The sequence below is a fragment of the Acinetobacter sp. YH12226 genome (genome assembly GCF_013417805.1).
Lineage (GTDB): Bacteria > Pseudomonadota > Gammaproteobacteria > Pseudomonadales > Moraxellaceae > Acinetobacter.
Genome location: NZ_VPDG01000004.1, coordinates 38759 through 64213, shown reverse-complemented (window position 1 = coordinate 64213; position 25455 = coordinate 38759). Strand labels below are relative to the sequence as shown.

Genomic DNA, 25455 nt, shown 5'->3' with positions numbered 1-25455 from the left:
GAATTAATCCTCCAAGGGCGCTTTTGCAGTTTTGATCATTGGTTTCAGGCGGTAAAGTAGCCAGAGAGTAAACAGGCCGCTTAATACTGCGGTAATACAAAAAAGTATTTTAAGATCAAGCTCTAGAACACTTAAAATAATAATAGAAAATATAGCAGAAGATACCATGAAAACGGCATTCAGAATGTTATTTGCTGCAACCACACGCGCACGATGTGAGCGGGGAGAATGCGCCTGCATCATGGCATACAGCGGTACGATATAAAAACCGCCGCTAATTCCGAGTAAGGTAACAGCCAGCATGACATGATAATAGCTCCAATCTTGCTGAAAGACATCTGCCAGGCCAATTAATGTACCTGTACGTTCCGGAACAAAGGCCAGACTCGCAGCCAGATACAGGGCAAAGACCACCAGACCGATCGCGCCAAAAGGCACCATCTTGATATTGACCTGACTGCCGCCAATTTTACGGCATAAGTATGAACCCAGACCAATTCCGACAGAAAAAAAGGTTAAGAGGAGACTGGCGACATTTTCAGATGCATGCAGATTTTGTAATGTCAGCTGAGGAATTTGGGTCAGATAGGTTGCACCATAAAACCAGTACCATGAATTGCCCAGTAAAATGGTAAAAATCAGAGGTAAGCTTTTGGCATATTTCAAGGTCTGCAAGCTGGTGCGGAAAAAATTCCAGTCAACTTGCAGCTCAGGCGCGGGAATACTTTGTTTCAGGATATAGCGACTGGATATATAACCAATCAAGGCGATGCTGATGACGGTTAAACTGATCCAGATCAAGTTGCCGGCAGAAGCTGCAATAACTGCGCCGCCTAGAATCATACCGAACAGGATTGCCAGAGAAGTTCCGGATTGAAACAGGGCATTGCCGGACATCAGTTCATTTGGTTTCAGCACTTCAGGTAAAATGGCATATTTAATCGGGCCAAAGAAAGTGGAATGGGTGCCCATCAGGAACAGGGCAAATAACAGAATCCATAAATTACCCATGAGAAAACCGACAGTTCCCAGCAACATAATGGCAATTTCCAGAAGCTTAAGATAGCGAATTAGCTGTGAACGTTCGTATTTGTCGGCAATCTGACCGGCAGTGGCTGAAAAAATAAAATACGGCAAGATAAACAGTAAAGCCGCCAGATTATTTAAAGTGCTGATGTTGGCCGATTGCTGTTGAATCCATCCATAAGTGATGACCAGCAGTAACGCCTGTTTAAATACATTATCGTTTAATGCACCAAAAAACTGCGTCAGAAACATCGGTAAAAAGCGCCGAGAAGCTAACAAATGTTCATTTTTGTTCATATAGGCCGTGCTACATTAAGTTTTATTAAGAAATGTCAGTTATGCGTAAACATTGAGAAAAATCATGTAAGATACTTTCAGCCATGTAAAGGTAAAAACCAATTAATTAAGCTCCTTAGCTTATATTTTTCGGTCAAATAATCAATTAAAGAATGTATTCGTTTAGAGTTTGCTATGCCTGCAAAGAAAAATTTTAAAAAAACGATGCTAAATCGCAGTATGGGGCCTCTCATACCACAGCATAGTGGTATGCAGCTGTGTATGAGCATATTTTTTATGATGTTATCCCATCAGAGCATGGCACAAACTGAACAGCCCGAAACACCCGTGGCCATTTCTCAGGCAGAAATGGTGGACGAGCTATCCAAAGAAGCGATTCGTCAGGGTGTGGCCACGTCCAAAACGGAAGCGGAAGAAAAAATTGAAGAAGCCTTGGAGCCGGAAGTACCAGTTGACAGCATGTTGATGCTGGAACAACAGCAAAATGCAGGATCTGGTCTGGGCGAATTTACGCCGATCGAGTTTGATGATCTGGAAGATCTGCCAGTACAGACTATTGATCAGAACATGGCCAATGAAATTTATCAGGTAGCCGAGCAAGCCAAACAGGAAGCACAAAACTATCGCAATAGTCAGACCAGTGAAACGGTGGTGGCTGATATCAGCCAGCAAGAACTGCTGGAAATTAATCAGGCACCGGTCAATGTCGACCAGTTGATGCAATCGATTCAGGCAGACAGCCAGATTATTGTAAAAAATAATGAAGCCGGATTGACCTTGCCAGAAGTGCCGGGTCAGTTGGTTGCTGAGGATGATAAACGTCCAAATCTGTTCAAACGGCTATTTTATAAAATCCGTCCTCCACGTCAGATCATGACCGCAAGAGTTCCTCGAATTAGTGCAGATGTGGTGATCATAAATGGGCAAGGTGTGGCGCAAAGCAACGGTATGCTGAATCGTAAAGATGTACCTGAAGGCCATCTGAATTTAAGAAATAATGTCAAAGCCAAATTATCCAGTTTTACCCAAGAGTCTTTTGGCGACTTTAATTCGGCTTTGCCGCAATTACGCACCTTGTCCAGACAGGCAGCGCAGGCAGTGGGTTATTATAATGCTCAGTTCAGGTTTGAAAAAATCTCTGACAGTCGGGTTCGGGTTTTTGTGACCCCAAATGAACCGGTCCTGATCAGCAGTCAAAATATTGAATTTACTGGAGAGGGTGCGGAACAGCCACAATTCCAGGTCATCAGTCTTTTGCCTGAACAGGAAGAAGGCGATATTTTCAATCATGGCAATTATGAAAAAACCAAGACACGCATTACCACAGCAGCCAATAACAATGGTTATTTTGATTCATTCTGGCGTCTGCATGATGTAAAGATTGCTCAGCCACAAAATACTGCCGATGTGAACTTGCGTTTTGAAACGGGTGAACGTTATAAATTAGGCAATGTCGAGTTCAGAATGAGCGATCCTGAAAAGGAATTTCCGCTGGACCGAGACGTACTGGAAAGTCTGGTTCCCTGGACAGAGGGTGCAGATTATACCTTCTGGCGGGTGAATAGCCTGGCCAACAACCTAACCAACTCACGCTATTTCAATTATACACTGGTAGATGCGATTCGCCCTGATCCGCTTGATAAAGAGCTGGAACTGGCACCCGATATTCAAAGCCTGATTGAAGAACAGAAACGGAGTGAAGATCAGGCTGCTACGATGCAACCAGCTCGCTCGGTATCCTCTTCTCAGGAAGTGACCCAGAATGTCGTAGATGAAGACCAGTTTGCCGGTAGCCGCGATCAGGAAAGTGCAAATTTAAGAACTTTGCGGGTTGAGCAGCAAACCAAAGAGAATGAACAGGATCGTTTAAAAGTACAGGCACGGGAAGAGAAAAAGATTCCAGTGATTGTGACTTTAAATGCAGACCGTTTAAACAGTGCTGAAGTGGGTCTGGGTTATGGCACAGATACCGATATCCGTTTACGTGGTCAATATCGTCGTGCCATTGTGAATAAGCGTGGACATTCGTTTGATGCCAACATGGAGCTATCAGGTATCCGCCAATCCATTGATGGACGTTATAACATTCCCTATCACCATCCGCTGAATGACTATGTCAGTATTGTGGGGGGGTATGAGCGTGAAGAGCGTGAAGGTGTCGCACAGGGTGAAGGCCTGTTGATTGAATCGGCAGTCTTAGGTGCAGACCGGATTATCAAAAATCCACGTGGTAGCTGGCAACGGACTTTCGGCGCACGTTATCGTCTGGATCGCTTGAAGCAGGATGGTTCTGTCGACTTTAACCAGATTCCTGAAGCTTTTCGCTTTAATACCGAAGATGAGCAGCAATCCCTATTAGTCGGTTATGAAGTCTCACGTACCGAGAGCGATCGTCGGGTCAACCCAACCAAAGGCTTCAAACAGACCTATAAGATTGAACTGGGCAGTGAGGCTTTACTCTCTGATGCAGATATGGCCATTGTGAATGCGGGCTGGCGTTTTATCTATTCATTGGGTGAAAATGCAGACCATCAGTTTGTTGGGCGTGCCGACGCGGGTTATATTTTTACTCAAGATTTTGCCAAAGTACCGTATAACCTGAGATATTTCACCGGTGGTGACCAGAGTATCCGCGGTTTTGACTACAAGAGCCTTTCTCCGGAAATTGACGGCTTTAAAGTGGGCGGGCAGGCCTTGGGCGTGGCTTCATTAGAATATAATTATCAGTTTAAGGAAGGCTGGCGTGCTGCGGTCTTTGCAGATGCCGGAAATGCCTATAATAAAGAATTCAGTAATCCGACCGAATATGGCGCGGGTGTGGGTGTACGTTGGGCTTCACCGATTGGGCCAATACGTATAGATGTTGCGACTGGACTGTCTGATGACAATTATCCGATTCGTTTACATTTCTTTATTGGATCGCAGTTATAAAACATCATTTTAAAAAATAGTTATTTGGGTAGATCATGGTCGAGAACCAACCACAGCCAGAACAAGAACCACAAGATAGCGTTGTGCCGAAAAAGCGCCGTATATTCAGAAGCATCCTATTATCGGTGCTTTTTTCGCTGATTTTTCTGCTGTCTGTGCTGGCTCTACTATTTTCGACCAATCAAGGCAGTAAATTCCTGCTGGATCAAGTGCTAGAACGCCAGCAAATTATTCAATATGAATATGAAGGCGGTAATTTATGGCGCGGGATTATTCTTAAAAATGTGCTGGTCAGCCTGAAACCGGTCGATGTCAAAATTGATCGTGCTGATGTAAAACTGGGTTGGCGCGCGATTGTCAAAAAAGAAATTCATCTGACTGAAGCCGATGTCCTCAATCTGCAAATTATTAACAAGCAACCATCAACGGGCGAACCGTTCAAGTTTAATGCTATCCGTTTGCCTTTTATCTTGCGCGTTGATCATTTACTGCTGGATCATTTGGTCATTAAAACCCAGACCAATGCAGTTGATTTCTATAATATTGAATTAAATGAGGCGCTCTGGTCTGGCACCGAATTAAATTTTGAAGATTCCCGGATGGATATGGGCTATCTGTCAGTACGTGAAGCCACGGGTAAAATGCAGTTTGAAGGCAAATACCCTCTAGATGCTACGGGCATCGTCAATCTGCCTTCCTTAAGAGATAGCTTGAATATTCATGATATTCAGGTGAGGGCACGTGGAACACTGGACACGATTCAGGCCGGCGTAGCGACCAATACGCCTGATTTATTAACCGGTTGGGTTATCGTGCATCCGATGCGTCCTCAGGTACCGATGCGCGGCGAGTTGAAGTTCAAGGATTATCACTGGCCTATTCTAGCCGAACAGAAACTGTTTACCAAAGACGGCATTGCCGAGTTCAATGGTGATATCCAACGTCTAGATCTGAATGTCCAGACTGACCTGATTGGGGAAAATATTCCGCAAGGTCAGTATAGTGCGGTGATGTATACCGATCTGGTCAATCAGCTGAATATTACCGATCTGAATGGTCAGTTGATGAAAGGCGCAGTCAGCCTTGCCGGGACAGTGGGCTGGAAAGACCGGGTCAGCTGGGATTTGGCTGGGCGTTTGAATGGGATTGATCCTAAACATGAGCGCATTCCGCAAGTCGTACAAGATTTCTTGCCGCCAAGTCTGGATGCCAATATCGCTTCTGCGGGTAATCTGGAAAATGGCCTGCACCTTACCGGACTGGTTGATTTTGACCGCTATGAAAGCTGGAATCTGAAGCTGGATCAAAATCCGGTCAAGGGCAATAAAATACAACCGATGCTACTGGATGTTGCCTGGAAAAATATTGATCGCGCCGTACCTTATGTGGGCTGGCTCAGCAGTAAGTCTGGCGATGTTAAACTGGCATTGGTCGAAGGTCAGCAGAATATTCATGTGGCAACTAAAGTCGAGCAGCATGAAGAAGGTCTTCTGCCTGCAGGCATGTATCAGGCTAAGCTCAATCTGAACAAAAATATCCTGAATGTCCCGAGCTTTAATTACAGTGCCAATGCACAGGCAGGCAGCTTAAGCGGCAATGCACGGATTGAACTGCCACAGGAAAAACGTCAGTTAAAATGGACCGCGATATTAAATGCCAAAAATTTGAATACCCAAAGTATTGCCGCAGCTTCACCGGTAGATCGTTTGAATGGCCAGATTAAAGCCAATGGTTATGCGCAACCGAATCAGCAGATTATTAAACTGAATAGTGTCGACCTGACCGGACGACTGGCGGAGCAAAATGAAACCGTACGTTTGACTGGAAACAGCACCATTGCCTTGTTATTCCATAATGAAAAAGCGGGTGGCGGATTTAAAGGTTATGCGGTGAATTATGATGGTGCTTTAAATGCCAGTCAGCTTAAAGCCAGTCAGGGTATGCTGAAACTGCGCGTTTCAGGTACCCCGGAAATGTTGAAAATCAATGAATTCCGTCATGATGGTGTGGCTGGCAAGATTAATGCCAGTGGTCTGGTCAATCTGGCGAATGGTATTGGCTGGGATATCAACGCATCCTTAATCCGCTTTAAGCCGCAATATTTTAATGCCAAACTGAAAGGCGAATTGTCTGGCAATGTGCAAACCCAAGGCGTTTGGTCAGATGCCTTAAAACGTATTCAGATTCAACGCTTGAATCTGGCGGGTATGCTGAATAATAAACCGGTACGTGGTACAGGTAATTTATCGGTCATTATCAATTCAAACCAGCGCGGTTTTGTACCACAGCAGTTCGAAGCCAATAACCTGTTCCTGTCTTATGCCAGCAACCAGATTCAGGCGACCGGTAATGCACAGAATCTCCAATTGAAAGTCAATGCACCAGCACTGTTTGAATTATATCCAGGTTTAAGAGGTCGCGCGCAGGGCTATATTAATATGCAGGCACAACCACGGTTACAGGCTTCTGCTAATCTGTCTATCGATAATTTTGCCTTTAAAAACCTGTTTAGCGTGCAGAAAGTTCGTGTTCGCGGACAGTTACCGACATCGCAAAGCACACCAACTTTATTGACCGCGACAATGGATCGCCTGCGTAGCGGTTCACGCGAGATTGTACGCGGTGAGATATCATTGGCTGGTACTCGTGCTGCACACATTCTCAAAGTGCAGGCAGAAAACCGCCTATCAAAATTCTTTGTACAGCTCGCCGGTGGCTTTAATGCCCAAAATAACTGGCTGGGTCAGATTCAAAAAGGTGATTTTGACTCTTTACGTGCCCGTCTGGTGCAACGTCAAAATGCAGCAGTGATTTATAACACTGCTCAATCGGATCTGTTTGTTGGTGCTCATTGCTGGATGAGTCAGCAAAGCCAGTTGTGTTTTGATCAGCCGATTAGGGTCAACAAAACCCGTGGCAGTGCCTCTTTTATTACCCAAAACCTTGATCTGGAAGATTTCAGTGCATTCCTGCCTGATGGATTGGCGTTGACAGGTAAAGTTAATGGTTATGCCAAGGCTGCCTGGGCACAAGGTGCCAAACCTAAAATTGACGCGCGTCTGGTGACGCGTAATGGTGTGGTAGGCCTATCTTCTGAAGATCCAGATTATTTGGGTTCTACCCTTAAATATGATGAAGTCGGGTTGGTCGCAAAAAGCGTGGCAGATGGCTTGCAACTTCGTCTGGATGTCAAAACACCGGATATCGGAACCGGCTATGCCAATGTCATTATTGATCCATATCGGGACAGTAAACCGATGCGTGGTGAAATTGCCTTTAACCAGGTACAGCTCAAGGTCTTTAAGCCATTTATTCAGGACATCCGTAATCTGGACGGGATTTTATCTTATGCCGGAAAAATTAGCGGAACTTTAACGGATCCCTTACTTGAGGGTGAGGTTCGAGTCAAAGATGCTTCGATTAGCATGATCTCCTTGCCGGTGAACTTGACCAACGTACAACTTTACTCATCCATACGTCAGAATTCTGCCAGTATCAATGGCGCATTTAACAGTGGTCGTGGTGTGGGTAAATTAACCGGATCGGTCGACTGGAAAGGCGATCCGCGAGTGCAGTTAAAACTGCAAGGTGACAATCTGCTGATTCGTCAGGCACCATTAATTACTGCTGTGGTGACACCTGATTTGACTCTGGACATGTATCCATTTAATAAAAAACTGAGTCTGAGTGGCACAGTCGATGTACCGCGTGCGTTGATTTCAATGCCAGAAGCCTCAGAACCTGTAGTCGGTTTATCTTCAGATGTACGGGTCGTGCGTGAAGGTGATGATCAGTTGGCGATCTTGAAGTCAGCACGTCCTTGGGATATCCGGGCAGATGTAGCTGTTTCTTTAGGGAATCAGGTCATCTTCCAGGGCTTTGACAGTCGTATTCCGCTATTGGGTCGAGTCAATCTGTCACAGCGTGGTCTGGAAACTGCAATGCGTGCCAATGGTGCAATCGGGGTGTCACAACGAGTGAAAATCGAAGCCTATGGCCAAAGTCTGGACCTGAATCGTGCTATCGCGCGTTTTAATGGTGAACTTACCAATCCGACGCTGGACATTGATGCCAATAAATCGGTTCAGGGTAGTACGGTCGGGGTACGGGTAACAGGGACGGCATCGAGTCCAAGTATTCAGATTTATAATGATGCGGGCTTGTCAGAACAGGAAGCCTTGAATGCCTTGATTACCGGTCGTGTTAATGAGGGTGTATCTGGTTTAAGCCAGGCTGAAGGATTTAGATCCGATGTGAATAATACGATCGCTGCTGCGGGGATTAGTTTGGGCTTGGGTAGCACCCGCGCACTGACCAACCAGATCGGGCGCAGTTTTGGCTTAACTGGTCTAGCTCTGGATGCCCAAGGTACAGGAGATGATACCCAGGTTTCTGTGACCGGTTATATTACGCCTGATTTATATCTGCGCTATGGGGTCGGGGTATTCACACCAGTGAATAAGCTGACTTTACGTTATCAGGTAAATCAGCGTCTGTATCTGGAAGCGAGTCAGTCTTTAGAACGTGCGATTGACTTGTTCTATAATTGGCGATTCTAATCTCATTAAAAAAGCCCTAATTTTAGGGCTTTTTTAATTTGAGATAGCACACAAATTTTATTGGTCATACAGTAGATTGATTTATGGATCAGCAGAAGCGTTAATGTCTGAATTCAATCTCTCTATATATACGACAATGAAATCACGAGTAGAGAAAGAATTTAGGATGAGACTTCAGGGTGAAGAAAACTGATCGTCGTATAATTCAGCTATCACATATAGAAAATCAATTAAAATATGCAATAACAGACTGAAAATCAATAAACCCATAATAAAAATAGGTGTATATTGAAAATACGATTTCACGCATAAGAGCATCTTCGCATGTCGACTAAATTTATCATCCGTTTTGCTGCGATTCTATTTTCTGTACTTATTTTGACTGCATTAGCCATTCAATTTTTCTTTAAACCGGATGTAACCATAGTTCTATGGATTTTCGCTGTACCTTTCATTTTGGGCATTCCAATTTTGGCTTCTGTTGTATTGACCACCAATGATGAACTTGATATTCATAGCGTTAATTAGGCTTGAACCTTAAACTGGCGCATTTAAAGTGCATCTGATCTTTACTGATAGAGCAGCCGACATTTGCACTTTGTTCAATAAAATAGACCTTATTTTAAAGCAATGCGGGTCAGTTAAGCATGCATCAGAAAATGTAGTAAAAATGAGTGTATGTTTACGCTCATTTTTTATCAGCTTACTCCAGAATTTAGATTTAACTCTCAAATCATCATAATTTACATAAACTCTAAGAAATAAGGGAATATTCTTATCATTATTCATTCAAAATAGGTCTTTATCATAAAACTCATTATTTTAGAGAAAACAGAATGCCTAAAAATAATTATCTACCAGCTCTAGAACAAGTTTATGACTTTTTAAAGGAACGACCAGGTTTTAAGGATAAAAGTGAATTTGATAAAGCGGTAGAATATTTTAGAACTCTACATGAAAGTGATCCTCTGGATTTCAGAGTTCAAGCACCGAATACTGTCGCTGGAAAATTTGGGGCTAAAGAGACTATAAATTTAGGGTCTATGCCAGAATTCAGTAATAAGGAAAATTTCCTTAACTGGATAGATACGCAAATTAACCACTAGTTGAAGGACTTTAAGCAAACTCAGCATGCGGCAGGTTTTCATTTATTATTCATACATTCATTAACATGTAGTACAGAAAACAATCGAAACTGAGTTGGAAAACTACAAATTTGAATGATAACTTTGTATTCAAATCTTCCCAGTAAAGAGGTGAGCAATGAAGTTGTTGACTTTGGTTGGTATGGGAGTAGCAGCGAGTTATTGTTATAAAACTATGAAAAATGGCAAGCTTGCTCTTTCAAAACCTGACTTTGATGAAAGTGTAAAACGATTTGTACTGCAAGAATTTGCAGCTTAGTCTTCACGATATATTTCCCAAAAAGGCTCATCGGATGATGGGCTTTTTTATTTTCTAAAAACGTATAATTTTAATATTTAGATTAAAAGCAGTTTAATTATAGCCACCATGTTATAAACCTACTTCGTGATCTATTTTAAATAATTAAATGAGAGCTAATGGGTGATGAAGATGCAAATGAATGGTGCGAGCTTATATACTCTGAAGCCTTGAGAATATATAAACCAACAAAATACAACACAGTCAACAAACTGAGATTCTTTACGCTGATTTTAGAATTATTCGCAGAAATGCAGCATGAGGATGTAATAATTCAAGTAAAGGCCGTGAATGTAAAACTTAAATTGAGATCTAAAAATTACATTTTTTGGGTGTTTGAAATGCCTGATTTTCAGGATAAGACGTTATTTTTAACTTATATGTCTAGCAAATTAAGTCAGCTATAAGGTGTCGTTGAAGGTTAAAATCGTCAATCAATTTAACAAGCATAGTTTTTTTATACTAATGGTCTATTTATATATTTTTATCAATAGCTTGCTTATTCTCTAGTCGTTACTCACTTTGACAACATACCTGAATCAGCGCAAAAGTGAAAAGGGGAAGACCTATCGAAAGATGGGCTTTTTTAATATGTATAGCTTATTGAACGAAAAGTAACTTAAAGCAAATGTAAGAAAACAGTTTATTAATACTCTCTATACTTTATTGGTAAATTCACAGTGCTATATTCGTTTTGCGAAAACAAGAAAACGCAAATAATACGAAGAAAATGACTACAGCACTAGCCCGCTTATTTGAAAGAGTAAGCGGGCTTTTTAATTGAAAAATTAATGTAATATTATGCTAATGTATAAATTATAAGTTTATATATAATGCATGAATAGATTCTATCGCTGTAGTTTCTTTCCAATTTCAGCCTCCTTCCCTAAGGAGGCATTTTTTTGTCGATAGAAAAGTAATGTTCCAATGACTATTGTGTTTATTCAGTTACACAAATGATCATCGTTGACTCTTGAATGAATCTTTCAAATATTTGAGCATGATATTTTATTGGTTAAATAAGTGATGGATCGCCATGATAAATGAAGAAAAGCCTTTGAACTTTGACGACGATAGTGAGCCTCAAGATTTCGAAGATGAAGAATTTATCGATGATAAGAAAGAGGATGAAATGTACAATGCTATTACCAAAGATGGTTCTAGTGTTGATCCTGCGGATGATGGGACGCGTCATATTCGCCCTAAAGACGGTGATCCGATAGAAATTGAAGAGTAATAAAAAGCCCAATTTAATATTGGGCTTTTTTATCGTCTGGTGGATGAGAATGAAAATACAATATTTCCCATTTAGAATTGAGCGGATTGATCAAAATCCCCATCTAGAAAATTTAAATAGTCATTGAAATGATTTTTTTCACTTAATAAAAAAGCCCTCATTCATGAGAGCTTTTATGTCAATTCAATCTAGCAGAATAGCCTAAGAAAATATTTAAAATGGGGTGCAATTAATCTTTAAACGTCTCATTTAACGCAGTTTGAACCGCGTCAACCCGTGCCTTGCAAGCTTTATAAGCAGTCATGGATTCTTCCACGATTTTCATCAAGTTATCAATATCCGGTTCCTGCTGAGATTCGAGCAGTTCCGCATTCTTTTTCAAGATGTCATAGCCTTGTTGGAAGCTCAAAGTATCATGATTCATGAGGAAATACCTGTATAAGTTGTGCTGAAAAAATGCCGTCATGCAATTCGACTTCAACCAGATCATTGGGCTGAATCTGTTGAATAGATGCAACCACATGTTCTTGCTGGCGCACGATGGCATAACCCTTGGATAAAACATGTTTAGGATTTTGTAGTAGCGTTTCCCGCATCAAGGCATCGAGCTGCTGATTAATTAGCTGGGTATGCTGCTGGGCCAGACTGGCAGTATTGGCTTTGATCTGTTGCAGACGTTGCAGGGCATCCATAATCTGGTTATTGGCCAGACTTTGAATCAGTTTCAAAAATTGATCATTCTGATTTTGATAAGCCTGAATCTGTTGCTGAGATAAACGCTGAATGCGCTGTAGATAATTCAGGACATCTTGGGTCAGTTCAAAGATATGATTGCGGATTCCTGCAATGACTTTACTCGGAGTATCAAAGGAGCGATGCGCAATCTCATCCAGAATGGTGCGGTCTTTTTCATGCCCGATGCCGACCCAGACCGGCACCGAACGCTTGCAAAGCAGGGCAGCCAGATCATAATCATTCAAATAAGCCAGATCATTGACTGCGCCACCACCTCGTATAATCACAATCAGATCCGGTGCTGTACTATAAGTCTGTGCCCATTGTTTAAGTGCTTGTGCCAGACTGTACATAATACTTTGCGGAGCAGTATTTCCCTGAAAAGTCGCACTGTGATAGATAAACTCACACACCTGCGCACGCTGTAGTGCATCGGCATCTTTTTTGAAATCTCCCAAGCCTGCTGCATTTTCAGGAGCAACCACCAGAATCCGGTTCAGGTCAAAAGGGCTGGGCAAATTTCTATTGCGCTGAATCAGTCCTTCAGTCGTCAACCGCTCAACAATCTGCTGATAACGCCGGGCAATATCCCCAAGGGTATAGCCCGAATCAATCTCGACAATATTTAAAGAAAAGCCATATTGCGGATCGAAATTGGCTTTGACTTTAATCAGCACTTTCAGATCGCGACTTAACTCAATTCCGCTTTCACGTTCAAACTGCGTGACAATTTTCTGGGCACTAAATTTCCAGATGGTCGCTCGGCAACTGGCAATCACCTGATCGCTATCTGCTTCTTTTTCTGCCAGCTCCAGATAATAATGGCCCGCTTTAATGCTTAGATTACGAATCTCGGCTTTGACCCATACTGGTGTATCGAAAGTGAGTTTGACCACTTCCTGAACCGTAGCAAGATATTCCTTGAGGGAGAGTTGAGGATCGTCTGTCATGCCAATAGAAAGTTTAAAATTCAATCAAATATTAAATCAATCCAGCACAGATCACAAATTTAAAAGTGAAGGCATATTTGAATGATGTAATGACAATGCAATGCTATTGAAATGCATAATCACTTGGTTTAGGCGATTCATTCGGAATTTTCGTATTTTGTAGAGGCTCTTCTCTTTTGTTTATCGTGTTTATTGAGAGAATTTATAGCGTTGAAGTCCTTAATTCACAAAGGTCTTATTTTCATTTTTTAATGAAAGAGTACGGTTAAAAATGTACACAGACTTGTGTCTGGCAAGGATAAGGAAATATGCTAAATTGGTGAAGAATTATTGAAGAAGAATAGGCTCTCATGAAAAAAACAATGCTGTTCGGTTTGCTGGCTGTTACTTTAAGTGCATGTACCACCACGCCGCAATCTGAGACGGAAGCTCCTAAAATAGGTTCAGCGAATCCTGCAAGCGCTTATTGTGTTAATCAGGGTGGCAAGCTTGAGATTCGTACTGAAAGCAATGGTCAGGTCGGATATTGCCATTTAAAGAATGGTCAGGTGGTCGAGGAGTGGGAATTACTGCACATGAATCAACCTAAATGTATTGCTGATCAGGCGACAGCGTTGGTCGGTCAGTCCAATTTGACTGAAGCGCAAATTAAGCAGAAAACCCAGGCAAAAATTGTACGTATGGTCGAACCGGGTCAAGCGGTGACGATGGATTATCGTGAAGAACGAGTGACTGTAACTGTAGATCCTGCAAGCAAAAAGATTATCCAGGCTTCATGTGGTTAATTACACAAAATGAAAAAGCCCATGAGTGGGCTTTTTTTAATTCCATACAACTGGCATTTTGAAATGACAAATCTTCCCCGATCTTTTATATTGCCCCTCGGAAGGAGAAATTCATGAAAAAGTTATTGGCTTTATCGTTTATGCTGGCGCTGGCCGGTTGTGCCGAGAAGAAACCCTTAACCCCTGAAGAGCAGTGGCAAGGTTATTGTCGAAGTGTCGGAAATGCGGCGCGTACCATTATGCTGGATCGTCAGAATGCGATTGAGAAAGAAAAAGCAATCGAGCATGCCAACAAGATCGACGACGAAACCACCAAAGGTTTTATCCTGAATATTATTGATGAAGTCTATGCGATTCCAGCCGAAGAGATTAAGGCAGATGTAAAAGCAGCCCGTGAAAAAGTCCGCGCTGAATTTACTGCAAAGTGTATTGCGACACCGCATGACGAATTACCAGATTACAAACCGTTCTAAGGAACGGTTTTTTTATATTTGGATAAAATTATCCAACCCATATTTCCCATTAAACGTATTTAAATATAAGCATCTTCAAAAGACTAAATAATAAAAATAGCCTAAGCAAAATGTACACTTTGTGACAATTTCTAAATCTAAAATATAGAAATACTTATCTTTATATTGAATAATGAATTTAACTCCAATTAACCGAGGAGTAGCACAATATGGAAGTCGTAAGATATTTGCATCATTCTGATCTGCTGTTGGAAGATGAAGAAGGTGTGGTCATTATTGGCGGCAGTCGCTATGTACTCAGCGTCGGTGACAAAGTCGTTTTAAAGAAGATGCTAGAACAAGAGAAAAAGCTTTATCAGATTGATATTTCCTTTGCCAGCAATAATCACAGTAGCACCTGTGAAGATGAATGCGTGGTGAAATTCCAAGGCTGCCGAGACTCATATCAGCAGTATTTAAACTCGACCACTGTACACTAAGGTGGAGTATCTTTTTAACGTCAAATCAGGCAACATCAGGGTTGCCTTTTTTATGCATTAAATTCAGTTAAAAGGGCCTATTCATGGGCTTGTTTCGTGTGGTGTAAGCTGGAACTGATTATGGAATAATCATTAAGAGCATCATTTAGTTATAAAATAACGAGCATCACGAAGAAACACTTGAGTTGCATTAACTTTTAACTGGAAATTTAGTAAAATTTCGGAGTCCATATTATTTATGAAGCTTGGAATAAGCAGGAATTCATAAGTAATTTTTTAAAAAAGAGGAATAACACTGTGCTAGAAGCTTACCGCCAACACGTTGAAGAACGTGCCGCACTCGGAGTCCCACCGAAGCCACTTGACGATGCCCAAACAGCTGCATTAGTTGAACTACTAAAAAACCCGCCAGCTGGTGAAGAAGCATACTTGGTAGATTTGCTTGAAAACCGTGTACCAGCAGGTGTTGACCAAGCTGCATATGTAAAAGCTGCGTTCTTAGCTGCATTGGCAAAAGGCGAAGCAACCTCTCCACTCGTTTCTAAAGAACGTGCTGTTTATTTACTAGGTACTATGCTTGGTGGTTACAACGTAGCGCCTTTAGTTGAACTTTTAGACAATGCTGAGCTTGCTGAACTTGCAGCTGAAGCATTGAAAAAAACGCTTCTTGTATTTGATGCATTCCATGACGTTGCTGATAAAGCAAAAGCTGGTAACGCAAATGCTCAAGCAGTTATGCAGTCTTGGGCTGACGCTGAATGGTTCACTAGCCGTAAAGACGTTCCTGAAGAAATCAAACTGACTGTTTTCAAAGTAACTGGCGAAACCAACACTGACGACTTGTCACCTGCACAAGACGCTTGGAGCCGTCCAGACATTCCATTGCACGCAAATGCAATGTTGAAAAACGTACGTGACGGAATCAATCCAGAAGTTCCTGGTGAAGTGGGTCCACTTAACCAGATTAAAGAACTGATCGCGAAAGGCAACCAGGTTGCTTACGTGGGTGACGTTGTTGGTACAGGTTCATCTCGTAAATCTGCAACTAACTCTGTACTTTGGTTCTTCGGTGACGACATCCCGCACATCCCGAACAAAAAAGACGGTGGTTACTGCCTAGGTTCTAAAATCGCTCCGATTTTCTTCAACACCATGGAAGATGCGGGTGCATTACCGATCGAGATCGATGTTGCCAACATGAACATGGGCGACGAAATCGTTCTTAAGATCGATCACGCTGCTGCTAAAGTAACTGCGTTCAAAGACGGCGCGCAAATCGCTGAAGCTGAACTTAAAACTCCAGTACTTCTTGACGAAGTTCGTGCTGGTGGTCGTATTAACCTGATCGTAGGTCGTGGTTTGACGACTAAGGCTCGTGAAGCTTTAGGTCTTCCAGTATCTACAATGTTCCGTACTCCGGTTCAGCCTGCTGCAACTGGTAAAGGTTTCACTCAAGCTCAGAAGATGGTTGGTCGCGCTTGTGGTCTTCCTGAAGGTCAAGGTGTACTTCCAGGTACTTACTGTGAACCTAAGATGACTACTGTTGGTTCGCAAGATACAACAGGTCCAATGACGCGTGACGAATTGAAAGACTTGGCTTGCCTAGGTTTCTCTGCTGACCTTGTTATGCAATCTTTCTGTCATACAGCTGCTTATCCAAAACCAGTTGACGTTCAAATGCAACACTCGCTTCCTGATTTCATCATGAACCGTGGTGGTGTGTCTTTACGCCCAGGTGACGGTATTATTCACTCTTGGTTAAACCGTATGCTTCTTCCGGATACCGTTGGTACTGGTGGTGACTCGCATACACGTTTCCCAATCGGTATTTCATTCCCGGCGGGTTCTGGTCTTGTAGCGTTCGCTGCAGCAACTGGTGTTATGCCACTAGATATGCCTGAATCTGTACTTGTGAAGTTCAAGGGTAAAATGCAGCCTGGTATCACGCTACGTGACCTTGTACATGCAATTCCTTACTACGCAATTAAGGAAGGTGACTTAACTGTAGAGAAGAAAGGTAAGAAAAACATCTTCTCTGGTCGTATCCTTGAGATCGACTTAACAGAAATGGAAACTGACCTGACTGTTGAGCAAGCATTCGAACTTTCTGATGCTTCTGCTGAACGTTCAGCTGCTGGTTGTTCTATTACGCTTTCTGAAGAGAAAGTTGCTGAATACCTTCGTTCAAACATCACCATGTTGAAGTGGATGATTTCTGAAGGTTATGGCGATGCGCGTACTATGGCTCGTCGTGTTGAGAACATGGAAAAATGGTTGGCTAACCCAAGCCTGATCAAAGCAGATGCTGATGCTGAATACACCAAAGTGTATGAAATCGATCTTGCAGACATCAAAGAACCTATTCTTTGCTGCCCGAATGATCCAGATGATGCGAAACTTCTTTCTGATGTTCAAGGCGCAAAAATTGACGAAGTATTCGTTGGTTCTTGTATGACTAACATCGGTCACTTCCGTGCGACTGGTAAGTTGTTAGAAAAAGTTCCTGGTGGTGCGTTGTCAACTCGTTTGTGGATTGCTCCACCTACGCGTATGGACGAACATCAGTTGATGGAAGAAGGTTTCTATAACATTTATGGTAAAGCTGGCGCGCGTACTGAAATGCCAGGTTGTTCATTATGTATGGGTAACCAAGCACGTGTAGCTCCGAACACAACTTGTGTATCGACTTCTACTCGTAACTTCCCGAACCGTCTAGGTCAAGGTGCTAACGTTTACTTGGCTTCTGCTGAACTTGCTTCTGTTGCTGCTGTATTGGGTAAATTACCTTCTCCAGAAGAATATCAACAGTACGCAGCTCAAATTGACAGCATGTCAGCTGACATCTATCAATACTTAAGCTTCGACAAGATGAGCGAATATACTGACGCTGCTAAAGACGTTGATACTAAGAAAATTGCTGCTGCTCAATTAACTTAATTGTTGATTAAAAAGTAGTTTAAAATAAGGGCTGATTTATCAGCCCTTATTTTTTATAATTGTTGTTTTTATAAATAATAATAATTAGAATTAAGTGGCTTTGTTGCACAAACCTATCTGTAAAGGCTTTTTCAGCGATATAATTTTCAAATGAAGAAGCCTACACACAAAATCTACCGCACAACCAATTGGCCCGCATATAACCGAGCACTCATGAGTCGCGGAAATATTGCCATTTGGTTTGATCCTGCTACGCAATGGTATGCGCCATCAAAAGGCAAACAAGGGCGAAATCAAACCTACTCCGACGCAGCCATCCAATGCTGCTTAATGATTAAATCCTTATTTCGTCTGTCTTTACGTATGGTTACTGGCTTTGTGCAAAGTCTGATTAAACTTTGCGGATTAAATTGGATAGCTCCAGATTACACCACGCTTTGTAGAAGACAAAAGCATATTGATATTGTAATCAGCTACCAAAAAAGTAGAGATGGGCTGCATCTACTCATGGACTCTACAGGCATGAAGTTTCTAGGTGAGGGCGAATGGAAGCGCAAGAAACATGGACCTGAATATCGTCGCCAATGGCGTAAACTACATATTGGTATAGATGCCAAAACCCTGCAAATACGAGCAGTTCAGCTTACAACCAATAATGTCAGTGATTCACAGGTGCTTGGTGATTTACTTAATCAAATTCCACAAGATGAGCGGATTGACTCTGTTTATACCGATGGAGCTTATGACACCAAGCAATGCCGTCAGGTCATTGCAGATCGGCAAGCGCATGCGGTAATTCCACCTAGAAAAAATGCGAAACCATGGAAAGATACAAAGAGTAGCTCGCTAGAGCGAAATGAATGACTTCGAACAATTAAACGTTTAGACAGGACGCTATGGAAAAAATGGTCAGGCTATCATCGGCGAAGTTTGGTTGAAACTAAGATGCATTGCATCAAATTATTAGGAGATAAACTGAGTGCAAGGAGCTTTCAAAGCCAAGTCAATGAGATTCATACACGTGTGGCAGTCCTCAATAAATTCACTGAATTAGGTCGACCATTTACCCAAGTTACGCCTTAAATTTGGCTCAATTAGGGGCGCTTTGCATTTCAAATCTTTGTGCAACAAAGCCATTCTAGATTATAGATTGCTGCTTATGGGATAGTCTTTACACTGGACTAAATAAATCGTTTAATCCACGCATTGAAAAATAGTTTAAAAGTTGTTGTAGCAATGCCCAAACAATCCCGCTTCCTCTGTATTGGCGGTTTCCTTAACGGAACCCAAGTTAAAGACCAAGGCGACAGCTTTGTCTGCGTCGAAAATGCCAAACAAGTGACTTATCATAAGCGTGAAATCTTCCATCCTGATTCATGGGATCACGACTACTACGTTTGTGAAACGACCACAGACAAACAGGCACGAAATTGGGTTTATGACATTGAGACAAAATAATATTTAATTCGATAAAGAAAGACATGGGTTGGCGTTATCGTCAGCCCATTTTTATATCCGTTTTAAAATATTCAGACAATAAAAAGCCCCATGGTTAGGGGCTAGTCGTATATAGGTCAAGCCCATATACTGTAAGAGGCTCATCTCAAACTGCGTGTATTAGAACACAGCAGCCTGAAAATAACCATCTAAATCTGATTTAAACAGCCAATTGCTGTTCAATCACCGGCCATAAATTCTGATGCGACTTTTTAAACATCAGCATATGACCAATGTTTTTATACGCATAACTTTTAGGTCTAAGTTCAATTATCTGAGTTTTTGCGTTCGGATATAAACGCAGTAAATCTTTCACGTTGGCTTCCGTGGCAATTTCATCATCCGATGACCAGATCGAGGTGATCGGGCAGGTGACTTGAGCATGAAAATCTGCTTTAGGTGATATAAGTTTACCGATCGCATTCATCACATAGCCGGGTTTACTACAAAACAGTGCCCATTCTCGTGCCACATCTTTAGGCAGGTTTTCCCCCATACCAATCGCTTGAGTCGGGCCATAACCTTTAGTGATTCGGGCCAGTGGGAAAATGACATTAAACATGACCGGCGCAAGCAGTCTGGTTTTACCTTTAAGTCCTTTGATATGTCCGGTTGAGCATGACACGGCTACGACTTTTGCGACTTTATGATGATTTGGTACGATACCTAAAAGCTGACCACCGGCGCTATGTCCAAGTAAAGTCACCTTTTCTGTATTGGTACGCGTTAATAACGCATCTATCGCGGCCGGAATATCCAGTTGACCCCATTGCACAATACTGGCTTTTGACTTTCTCAAAGGACCATGTAGTGAATCACCAATCCCCCGAAAATCAAACACCATGACCGCATAGCCTTGAGCTTGTAACCAGACACAGAATTGATGATAAAACTGTTTGGTAATGCCAGTGGCTGGACAGACTAATACCGGAAGATTTTCAGTTTCAGAAATAGCTGCATAAAAACGTGCACTTAAGCGATAGCCATCCTGACACTGGAGAGTCAATGTTTCAAATTCAGACATACGATACACTATGATTTTTATAATCCCGATGAAGCTTTACTGTATAGATTTTTAGCAGGGTAGCTTGGGGAAAATATGACTTAAAAGTCAGTAAAATAATAGAGATGGAATAAACTTATGCAGCTAATGGAACTTGAGCTGGCCGTTAAAATAGCCGTTATTTTTAGTGGAATATTCTTGTGGATCGGGATGTTTACCGGCGTCTGGAAATACTGGCAGATCCGTCAATCACCTCAGTCACGCGCACATTATTATGTCGATATTGCCCATCGTAGCAGCCTGCTTTATGCACCCGCAACTTTAATTCTGGCAGTATTAGCCTATTGTTCAGTGTGGCCGAGTATGGTGAATCTGATTTGCGTACTAGTCAATATTCTGTTTTTTAGCTTCTCGATTGCCGCTTATATGCTACATGGTTTTCTGCAAGACACGACGAATCAGTTTAAACAACCGCATCAGCTGGGTAAGTTTCATTTGCCAGGAAGTTTGATGACTTTAGCCATGCTGGGTTTAATTATCGCAGAATTGGGCGGGACGGGGATCTTGCTCTATGGAGCATTTATCGGATTATTTTAATGTTCTTTTTATAGTTATTCTGAAAGGATGCTGGAATTCTTGAAAGTTAAAACACTTTTTTCACCAGATGGATGACTGGCCAAATCATCCATCTGGGCTAATTAAAAATTTGTTTATCGGTATTTCTGGTCTATGGCAGCCCATAGGAAAAACGCAGCTGAGACAATCAGTGCATAGCCGAAGTATTCAAGTTTTAAATTACCTTGAATTAAGCAATGGACGGTTAAAGTCAGCATGAGTGCAAAAGTGGTGCATATAAATGTCACCAGATTGGTGTTGTTGGCTTTAAGAGCGTCAATGAAGACTTGCTTGTTGAAATGTAATGATAACATCTCCATCCCTCCCATTTATTTATGTTATTGAAGATTAAAGCAGATTTAATCAGTCAGAATTGAATATATAGTTGTACTGTTTAATTTGGACCTTTGCAACTGCTGTGGCAGGCTTTTACAGTCAAAATGGTCATCTTTAGTCGTATAACTACATAATCACTTGATTAGGCAAGAATTATATTTTCAGATTTCACCTCCAGTTAATTTTGGAAATAAGATGTAGTCATCATTTGATTAATGCGACCAAATAGAAAATGCAAATTCTACGCCAAAGATATGTAGTGTTAATCAATACTTTGTAAGCTTGCGTATGACTCGGAGGGGGACTTGGTTTAAGTTGGCAACAATAAGTATCTAAAATCAGGAAATTAAAATTTCTGTTTATATTTATATAAAAAAATAAAATAATTAAAGTGCAATTCTATACATCATATTTTATAGGAAATCTTAGTATCCAGATTTACAGCGGTGATTTGATGCCATGATGAAGAAACAATAAATGCCCGTTTGGGTAAAACCTGACAATTATTGATCACGCTCAAACCGGATTTTGGGTAAAAATACGATTTTTCAGACATCCTAGAAATTTTAGTTTCTAATACGGTCAATCACAGCTGTAATCAGCAATACAATCATGGATGGAATAAACCAGGCCAGATTCTGTTCTGATAGAGGTAAGTTTTGCAGTAATGCAGGCAATTCAAAACCAGCGACTTTTAATCCGTCAAAAATACCAAAGATCAAGGCCACCAGGGTCACTGGCGCAATCACATGAGATGGTTTCTTGAAGAAGCTCGCACAGAAGCTCAGCATAATGACGCTAATGGCAGGCGGATAAATAGCGCTCAAGACTGGAACCGAAACAGCAATCAGTTTGGTTAAACCCAGGTTTGAAATCACCAGTGAGAAGCCGACCAGAATAAAGACAAAAATCTTGTACGGGATTTTGGTCAAACTGGAGAAATACTCGGCGCAGGCACAGGTCAGACCAATTGCAGTGACCATACAGGCAATAAAAATCATGCCAGACAGGAAGTAGGCACCCATATCGCCAAAAGCATGTTGTACATAAGCATGCAGGATAATGGCACCATTGGCTGCATTTGGTGCGATCTCATGGCTACCCAGTCCAAGTTTAAACAGACTTAAATACACCAGAGTTAAACCAATACCAGAAATAATGCCGGCATTGACCGCATATTTGGTAATCAGTTTTTTATCGGTTACACCACGTGAAGTAATGGCTTTAACAATCACAATACCGAAAACTAAAGCGCCCAAAGTATCCATGGTTAAATAACCATTCACGATACCTTCAGTCACTGGACTGGTAACGTAATTATCGATCGCTGCAGGCGGATTGCTGGCAGGAATCATCACGGCTGCTACACCCAAAATTATCAAAGAAATAATTTTAAGTGGCGACAGGAAATAGCCGACGGTATCCAGGATCTTGTTTGGATATAAGGACACGATGGTCACCACAGCAAAATAGATGATGCTGTAAATGAGCAGACTGCCAGATTCATTGCCAAAGTAAGATGAAAAACCGATTTCATAAGAAACGGTTGCGGTACGTGGTGTCGCAAATAAAGGGCCAACAGCTAAGTAACATATCACAGTCAGCAAAATACTGGCTACTTTGCCAAGAGGCGAGCTTAGTGCCTGAATGGAGCCTTCAACGCGAGACAACGCAATAATGGTAATCACGGGTAAGCCGACTGCTGTAATAAGGAAACCTAAAGCAGCGAGCCATACGTGTTCACCGGCTTGTTGAGCCACAATCGGTGGGAAGATAATGTTGCCCGCACCAATAAATAGTGCAAAGGTCATAAAACCTAGGGCGACAATATCCCGGGTACGCAGACTTGTCATAAAGGGAGATCAATAGAACAAAAGAAAGCGATTTTAGTGTATATGTCCAATTTTTTGGAGTTTATTTTAAGGCTGGAAGCCTTGATTCTAGTGAGTTTGCGGATCACATAACCGGTCATTCAAATCTTGGTAGAAATATATGTTTGATAATTCGCTGAAAAATATATTTTTCCTTATAAGCTCAAAAAATATCTGCACTTGATATCAAAATGTGTCAGTTATTGTTTGTACAAATAAACAGCAATGAAAATTCCTATTTCAAGGAAAATTGCTGTGCTGAAACTCAACAACTGCGACATATTTCGCAAAAAAGGTATTATAATTCAGGGATTCATAGTGAGGATAGGTATATGCGAGCTCCAGCGATTAGTCTTAAAACTGAGCAAGATGTTGAAAAACTGCGGATATCTGGGCGTTTGGCTGCAGAGGTTTTAGCGATGATCGGGGAGCATGTCAAGCCAGGTGTCACGACTGAATATCTGGATGATCTCTGTCATGATTTTATTGTAAATACATTAAAAGTGACGCCAGCTAATATTGGCTATTATGGCTATACCAAAACCACCTGTATTTCACCGAATGAAGTGGTTTGTCACGGCATTCCATCATCGAAAGTCGTTCTGCAGGATGGCGATATTATCAATATTGATGTTGCCATTATTAAAGACGGTTATTTTGGTGATACAAGCCGGATGTACTATGTTGGAACTCCTTCTCCAGAAGCCAAGCGACTGGTCAATACCACCTATGAAGCCATGGTGGCCGGGATTCATGCGGTGAAGCCGGGCGCGACTCTAGGTGATATTGGTTATGCCATTCAAACGGTTGCACAGCGTGAAGGTTATTCTATTGTGCGCGAATATTGTGGTCATGGCATCGGCAAAGTCTATCATGAGCAGCCAAACATTCTGCATTACGGCCAGCCGGGTCAGGGCATTAAACTGGTTCCGGGCATGGTGTTTACCATTGAGCCGATGGTGAATATGGGAAAAGCCCGCGTCAAAGAGCTGAAAGATGGCTGGACTGTGGTCACCACGGATAAATCCTGGTCTGCGCAATGGGAACATATGGTCTATGTGACTGAAACCGGGTTTGAAGTGTTGTCGCCTTGGCCTGAAGGCACAGGTGAGTATCCGGAGATTTAAAATATTGATTGCATGATCTTTATTTAGATAATCCACTTACATAAATTACAACTCACTCGTGATTGTTGACGAAAACATACAAAACACTACATTAAACAGTGGTTTAGGATTGTATATCTGATTAAACTAAGAGTCAGATACATAGTTCCTTTTTTCGCTCACTATGCTGTAGTGAAAGTTTCTCTAGCTCATTTTTCCCCAAGAATGAGCTATTTTTTTGTCCAGTTTTCCTCAAAAGCATATCACTTAGTGCTGATTTAATTCAGCGACCAAATAATCAATAAAGACCCGGACTGCGGGCAATAAGCCGCGACGTGAAGGATAAACCACATGGAAAATACCATGCGGTGCTTTCCAGTCAGGAAGCACCCGAACCAGTTCGCCACTTGCCACGTACTGCTCGACCACGTTATCAGGCAACAAAGTGATGCCTGAGCCTGATGCGGCCAGTTGGGCCAGCATATTTAAGTCAGAACCCATAACTGTGGGACTGACACGGATTTTTTTCTGTTCCTGCTGTTCATTTTGTAAGGTCAGAAACTGTTCGGTATGATCTTCAGCCATACTCAGAATTTTATGTTCAGCCAGTTGCTCAGGGTTTTTCAGTTCACCAAATTCATTTAAATAACCTTGACTGGCAAATAGATGCTGCTCAATTTTTTCAAACTGGCGGATCACCAGATTCGGGTCATCATCCAGGCTGGAACGGACACGTAAGGCCAGATCAAAGCCTTCATTGATAATATCGACCCGGCGATTGGTGATCATCATCTGGACTTTAATTTCAGGATATTTTTTCAAAAAATCCGGCAGAATTTTTGCCAGTTCGTTCTGGGCAATAGACACTGGCAGACTAACTTTAATAGTTCCGCGTGGTTCGGTACTCAGATGGTCAACCAGATCATGCGCTGCCTGTGCAGCATTCAGCATAACTTGGGCATGCCGATAAATATTCATGCCAATATCGGTGACGGCAAAATGACGAGAACTGCGCTGAATCAGACGTACACCCAGACGCTCTTCCAGATTAAACACCCGACGGCTGAGTTTGGATTTGGGAATATCGGTCGCACGTTCGGCTGCACTAAAGCCGCCATGTTCCACCACCTGAGCGAAACAGTAAAAGTCATCCAGATCAGACAGCATGGTTTAAT

21 protein-coding genes and 1 pseudogene are annotated in these 25455 nt (G+C 42.0%); 15 read left to right on the top strand and 7 right to left on the bottom strand.

Annotation, left to right across the window (positions count from 1 at the left end):
* Positions 1-3: 3 nt before the first annotated feature.
* The gene (locus FTV08_RS06190) at positions 4-1323 is read right to left on the bottom strand and encodes an MFS transporter (RefSeq protein WP_005252124.1); all 1320 of its coding nucleotides are present in this window, start codon (positions 1321-1323) and stop codon (positions 4-6) included.
* 174 nt (positions 1324-1497) lie between these two features.
* Here FTV08_RS06190 and FTV08_RS06185 point away from each other — a divergent pair, with 174 nt between their 5' ends.
* From FTV08_RS06185 to FTV08_RS06155, 7 genes are all read left to right on the top strand, one after another.
* Complete coding sequence (locus FTV08_RS06185) at positions 1498-4254, top strand: autotransporter assembly complex family protein (RefSeq protein ID WP_005252122.1); 2757 nt, start codon at positions 1498-1500, stop codon at positions 4252-4254.
* Between the two features lie 35 nt (positions 4255-4289).
* The gene (locus FTV08_RS06180; RefSeq protein ID WP_005252120.1) at positions 4290-8813 is read left to right on the top strand and encodes a translocation/assembly module TamB domain-containing protein; all 4524 of its coding nucleotides are present in this window, start codon (positions 4290-4292) and stop codon (positions 8811-8813) included.
* Positions 8814-9137: 324 nt separating this feature from the next.
* The gene (locus FTV08_RS06175; RefSeq protein ID WP_114541124.1) at positions 9138-9341 is read left to right on the top strand and encodes a hypothetical protein; all 204 of its coding nucleotides are present in this window, start codon (positions 9138-9140) and stop codon (positions 9339-9341) included.
* Positions 9342-9649: 308 nt separating this feature from the next.
* On the top strand, positions 9650-9919 hold the full coding sequence (locus FTV08_RS06170; RefSeq protein WP_005263238.1) for a hypothetical protein: 270 nt from the start codon (positions 9650-9652) through the stop codon (positions 9917-9919).
* A gap of 157 nt (positions 9920-10076) precedes the next feature.
* Positions 10077-10217, top strand: a complete 141-nt coding sequence (locus FTV08_RS06165) for a hypothetical protein (RefSeq protein ID WP_004645377.1) — start codon at positions 10077-10079, stop codon at positions 10215-10217.
* Between the two features lie 158 nt (positions 10218-10375).
* Positions 10376-10663 carry a hypothetical protein gene (locus FTV08_RS06160; RefSeq protein WP_180086889.1) on the top strand — a complete coding sequence of 96 codons (288 nt, stop codon included), beginning with the start codon at positions 10376-10378 and terminating at the stop codon, positions 10661-10663.
* Between the two features lie 629 nt (positions 10664-11292).
* Positions 11293-11493 (top strand): hypothetical protein, encoded by a 201-nt coding sequence (locus FTV08_RS06155; RefSeq protein ID WP_180086888.1) that lies wholly within the window; start codon positions 11293-11295, stop codon positions 11491-11493.
* 229 nt (positions 11494-11722) lie between these two features.
* Here FTV08_RS06155 and xseB read toward each other — a convergent pair whose 3' ends face one another.
* Positions 11723-11917 (bottom strand): exodeoxyribonuclease VII small subunit, encoded by a 195-nt coding sequence (gene xseB / locus FTV08_RS06150; RefSeq protein ID WP_005252116.1) that lies wholly within the window; start codon positions 11915-11917, stop codon positions 11723-11725.
* Entirely contained in the window at positions 11907-13178 is a 1272-nt protein-coding gene (gene xseA / locus FTV08_RS06145; protein ID WP_180086887.1) for an exodeoxyribonuclease VII large subunit, read from the bottom strand. Before xseA ends, xseB begins: the two co-directional genes overlap by 11 nt.
* Before the next feature lie 350 nt (positions 13179-13528).
* On the opposite strand from xseA, the gene FTV08_RS06140 reads away from it, so the two are divergent.
* The 6 genes and pseudogenes from FTV08_RS06140 (at position 13529) to FTV08_RS06115 (ending at position 19310) form a co-directional block, all read left to right on the top strand.
* Positions 13529-13963, top strand: coding sequence for an I78 family peptidase inhibitor (locus FTV08_RS06140; protein ID WP_180086886.1), 435 nt, complete (start codon positions 13529-13531; stop codon positions 13961-13963).
* A gap of 113 nt (positions 13964-14076) precedes the next feature.
* On the top strand, positions 14077-14436 hold the full coding sequence (locus tag FTV08_RS06135; protein ID WP_004645374.1) for a hypothetical protein: 360 nt from the start codon (positions 14077-14079) through the stop codon (positions 14434-14436).
* A gap of 209 nt (positions 14437-14645) precedes the next feature.
* Entirely contained in the window at positions 14646-14915 is a 270-nt protein-coding gene (locus tag FTV08_RS06130; RefSeq protein WP_180086885.1) for a hypothetical protein, read from the top strand.
* Positions 14916-15212: 297 nt separating this feature from the next.
* Positions 15213-17852, top strand: a complete 2640-nt coding sequence (locus tag FTV08_RS06125; RefSeq protein ID WP_005252103.1) for a bifunctional aconitate hydratase 2/2-methylisocitrate dehydratase — start codon at positions 15213-15215, stop codon at positions 17850-17852.
* A 150-nt stretch (positions 17853-18002) separates the two neighbouring features.
* A pseudogene (locus tag FTV08_RS06120) lies at positions 18003-18935 on the top strand (IS5 family transposase).
* Positions 18936-19088: 153 nt separating this feature from the next.
* On the top strand, positions 19089-19310 hold the full coding sequence (locus FTV08_RS06115) for a hypothetical protein (RefSeq protein WP_005252099.1): 222 nt from the start codon (positions 19089-19091) through the stop codon (positions 19308-19310).
* A gap of 199 nt (positions 19311-19509) precedes the next feature.
* Here FTV08_RS06115 and FTV08_RS06110 read toward each other — a convergent pair whose 3' ends face one another.
* Positions 19510-20373, bottom strand: a complete 864-nt coding sequence (locus FTV08_RS06110) for an alpha/beta fold hydrolase (protein ID WP_005252098.1) — start codon at positions 20371-20373, stop codon at positions 19510-19512.
* A 117-nt stretch (positions 20374-20490) separates the two neighbouring features.
* On the opposite strand from FTV08_RS06110, the gene FTV08_RS06105 reads away from it, so the two are divergent.
* Entirely contained in the window at positions 20491-20949 is a 459-nt protein-coding gene (locus FTV08_RS06105) for a hypothetical protein (protein ID WP_180086884.1), read from the top strand.
* 113 nt (positions 20950-21062) lie between these two features.
* Here FTV08_RS06105 and FTV08_RS06100 read toward each other — a convergent pair whose 3' ends face one another.
* The gene (locus FTV08_RS06100) at positions 21063-21281 is read right to left on the bottom strand and encodes a hypothetical protein (protein ID WP_004645284.1); all 219 of its coding nucleotides are present in this window, start codon (positions 21279-21281) and stop codon (positions 21063-21065) included.
* Between the two features lie 588 nt (positions 21282-21869).
* Positions 21870-23156, bottom strand: coding sequence for a branched-chain amino acid transport system II carrier protein (brnQ, locus tag FTV08_RS06095; RefSeq protein ID WP_005252094.1), 1287 nt, complete (start codon positions 23154-23156; stop codon positions 21870-21872).
* Between the two features lie 350 nt (positions 23157-23506).
* Between brnQ and map the strand changes: the two genes are divergently transcribed.
* Positions 23507-24301, top strand: coding sequence for a type I methionyl aminopeptidase (map, locus tag FTV08_RS06090; protein ID WP_004645281.1), 795 nt, complete (start codon positions 23507-23509; stop codon positions 24299-24301).
* A gap of 246 nt (positions 24302-24547) precedes the next feature.
* Here map and FTV08_RS06085 read toward each other — a convergent pair whose 3' ends face one another.
* Positions 24548-25447, bottom strand: coding sequence for a LysR substrate-binding domain-containing protein (locus tag FTV08_RS06085; protein ID WP_005252085.1), 900 nt, complete (start codon positions 25445-25447; stop codon positions 24548-24550).
* Positions 25448-25455 lie beyond the last annotated feature (8 nt).

Excerpts from the sequence above, each read along its gene's own strand:
- FTV08_RS06190 (WP_005252124.1), bottom strand. The coding sequence starts at position 1,323 with ATGAACAAAAATGAACATTTGTTAGCTTCTCGGCGCTTTTTACCGATG.
- FTV08_RS06185 (WP_005252122.1), top strand. The coding sequence starts at position 1,498 with ATGCCTGCAAAGAAAAATTTTAAAAAAACGATGCTAAATCGCAGTATG.
- FTV08_RS06180 (WP_005252120.1), top strand. The coding sequence starts at position 4,290 with ATGGTCGAGAACCAACCACAGCCAGAACAAGAACCACAAGATAGCGTT.
- FTV08_RS06175 (WP_114541124.1), top strand. The coding sequence starts at position 9,138 with ATGTCGACTAAATTTATCATCCGTTTTGCTGCGATTCTATTTTCTGTA.
- FTV08_RS06170 (WP_005263238.1), top strand. The coding sequence starts at position 9,650 with ATGCCTAAAAATAATTATCTACCAGCTCTAGAACAAGTTTATGACTTT.
- FTV08_RS06165 (WP_004645377.1), top strand. The coding sequence starts at position 10,077 with ATGAAGTTGTTGACTTTGGTTGGTATGGGAGTAGCAGCGAGTTATTGT.
- FTV08_RS06160 (WP_180086889.1), top strand. The coding sequence starts at position 10,376 with ATGGGTGATGAAGATGCAAATGAATGGTGCGAGCTTATATACTCTGAA.
- FTV08_RS06155 (WP_180086888.1), top strand. The coding sequence starts at position 11,293 with ATGATAAATGAAGAAAAGCCTTTGAACTTTGACGACGATAGTGAGCCT.
- xseB (WP_005252116.1), bottom strand. The coding sequence starts at position 11,917 with ATGAATCATGATACTTTGAGCTTCCAACAAGGCTATGACATCTTGAAA.
- xseA (WP_180086887.1), bottom strand. The coding sequence starts at position 13,178 with ATGACAGACGATCCTCAACTCTCCCTCAAGGAATATCTTGCTACGGTT.
- FTV08_RS06140 (WP_180086886.1), top strand. The coding sequence starts at position 13,529 with ATGAAAAAAACAATGCTGTTCGGTTTGCTGGCTGTTACTTTAAGTGCA.
- FTV08_RS06135 (WP_004645374.1), top strand. The coding sequence starts at position 14,077 with ATGAAAAAGTTATTGGCTTTATCGTTTATGCTGGCGCTGGCCGGTTGT.
- FTV08_RS06130 (WP_180086885.1), top strand. The coding sequence starts at position 14,646 with ATGGAAGTCGTAAGATATTTGCATCATTCTGATCTGCTGTTGGAAGAT.
- FTV08_RS06115 (WP_005252099.1), top strand. The coding sequence starts at position 19,089 with ATGCCCAAACAATCCCGCTTCCTCTGTATTGGCGGTTTCCTTAACGGA.
- FTV08_RS06110 (WP_005252098.1), bottom strand. The coding sequence starts at position 20,373 with ATGTCTGAATTTGAAACATTGACTCTCCAGTGTCAGGATGGCTATCGC.
- FTV08_RS06105 (WP_180086884.1), top strand. The coding sequence starts at position 20,491 with ATGCAGCTAATGGAACTTGAGCTGGCCGTTAAAATAGCCGTTATTTTT.
- FTV08_RS06100 (WP_004645284.1), bottom strand. The coding sequence starts at position 21,281 with ATGTTATCATTACATTTCAACAAGCAAGTCTTCATTGACGCTCTTAAA.
- brnQ (WP_005252094.1), bottom strand. The coding sequence starts at position 23,156 with ATGACAAGTCTGCGTACCCGGGATATTGTCGCCCTAGGTTTTATGACC.
- map (WP_004645281.1), top strand. The coding sequence starts at position 23,507 with ATGCGAGCTCCAGCGATTAGTCTTAAAACTGAGCAAGATGTTGAAAAA.
- FTV08_RS06085 (WP_005252085.1), bottom strand. The coding sequence starts at position 25,447 with ATGCTGTCTGATCTGGATGACTTTTACTGTTTCGCTCAGGTGGTGGAA.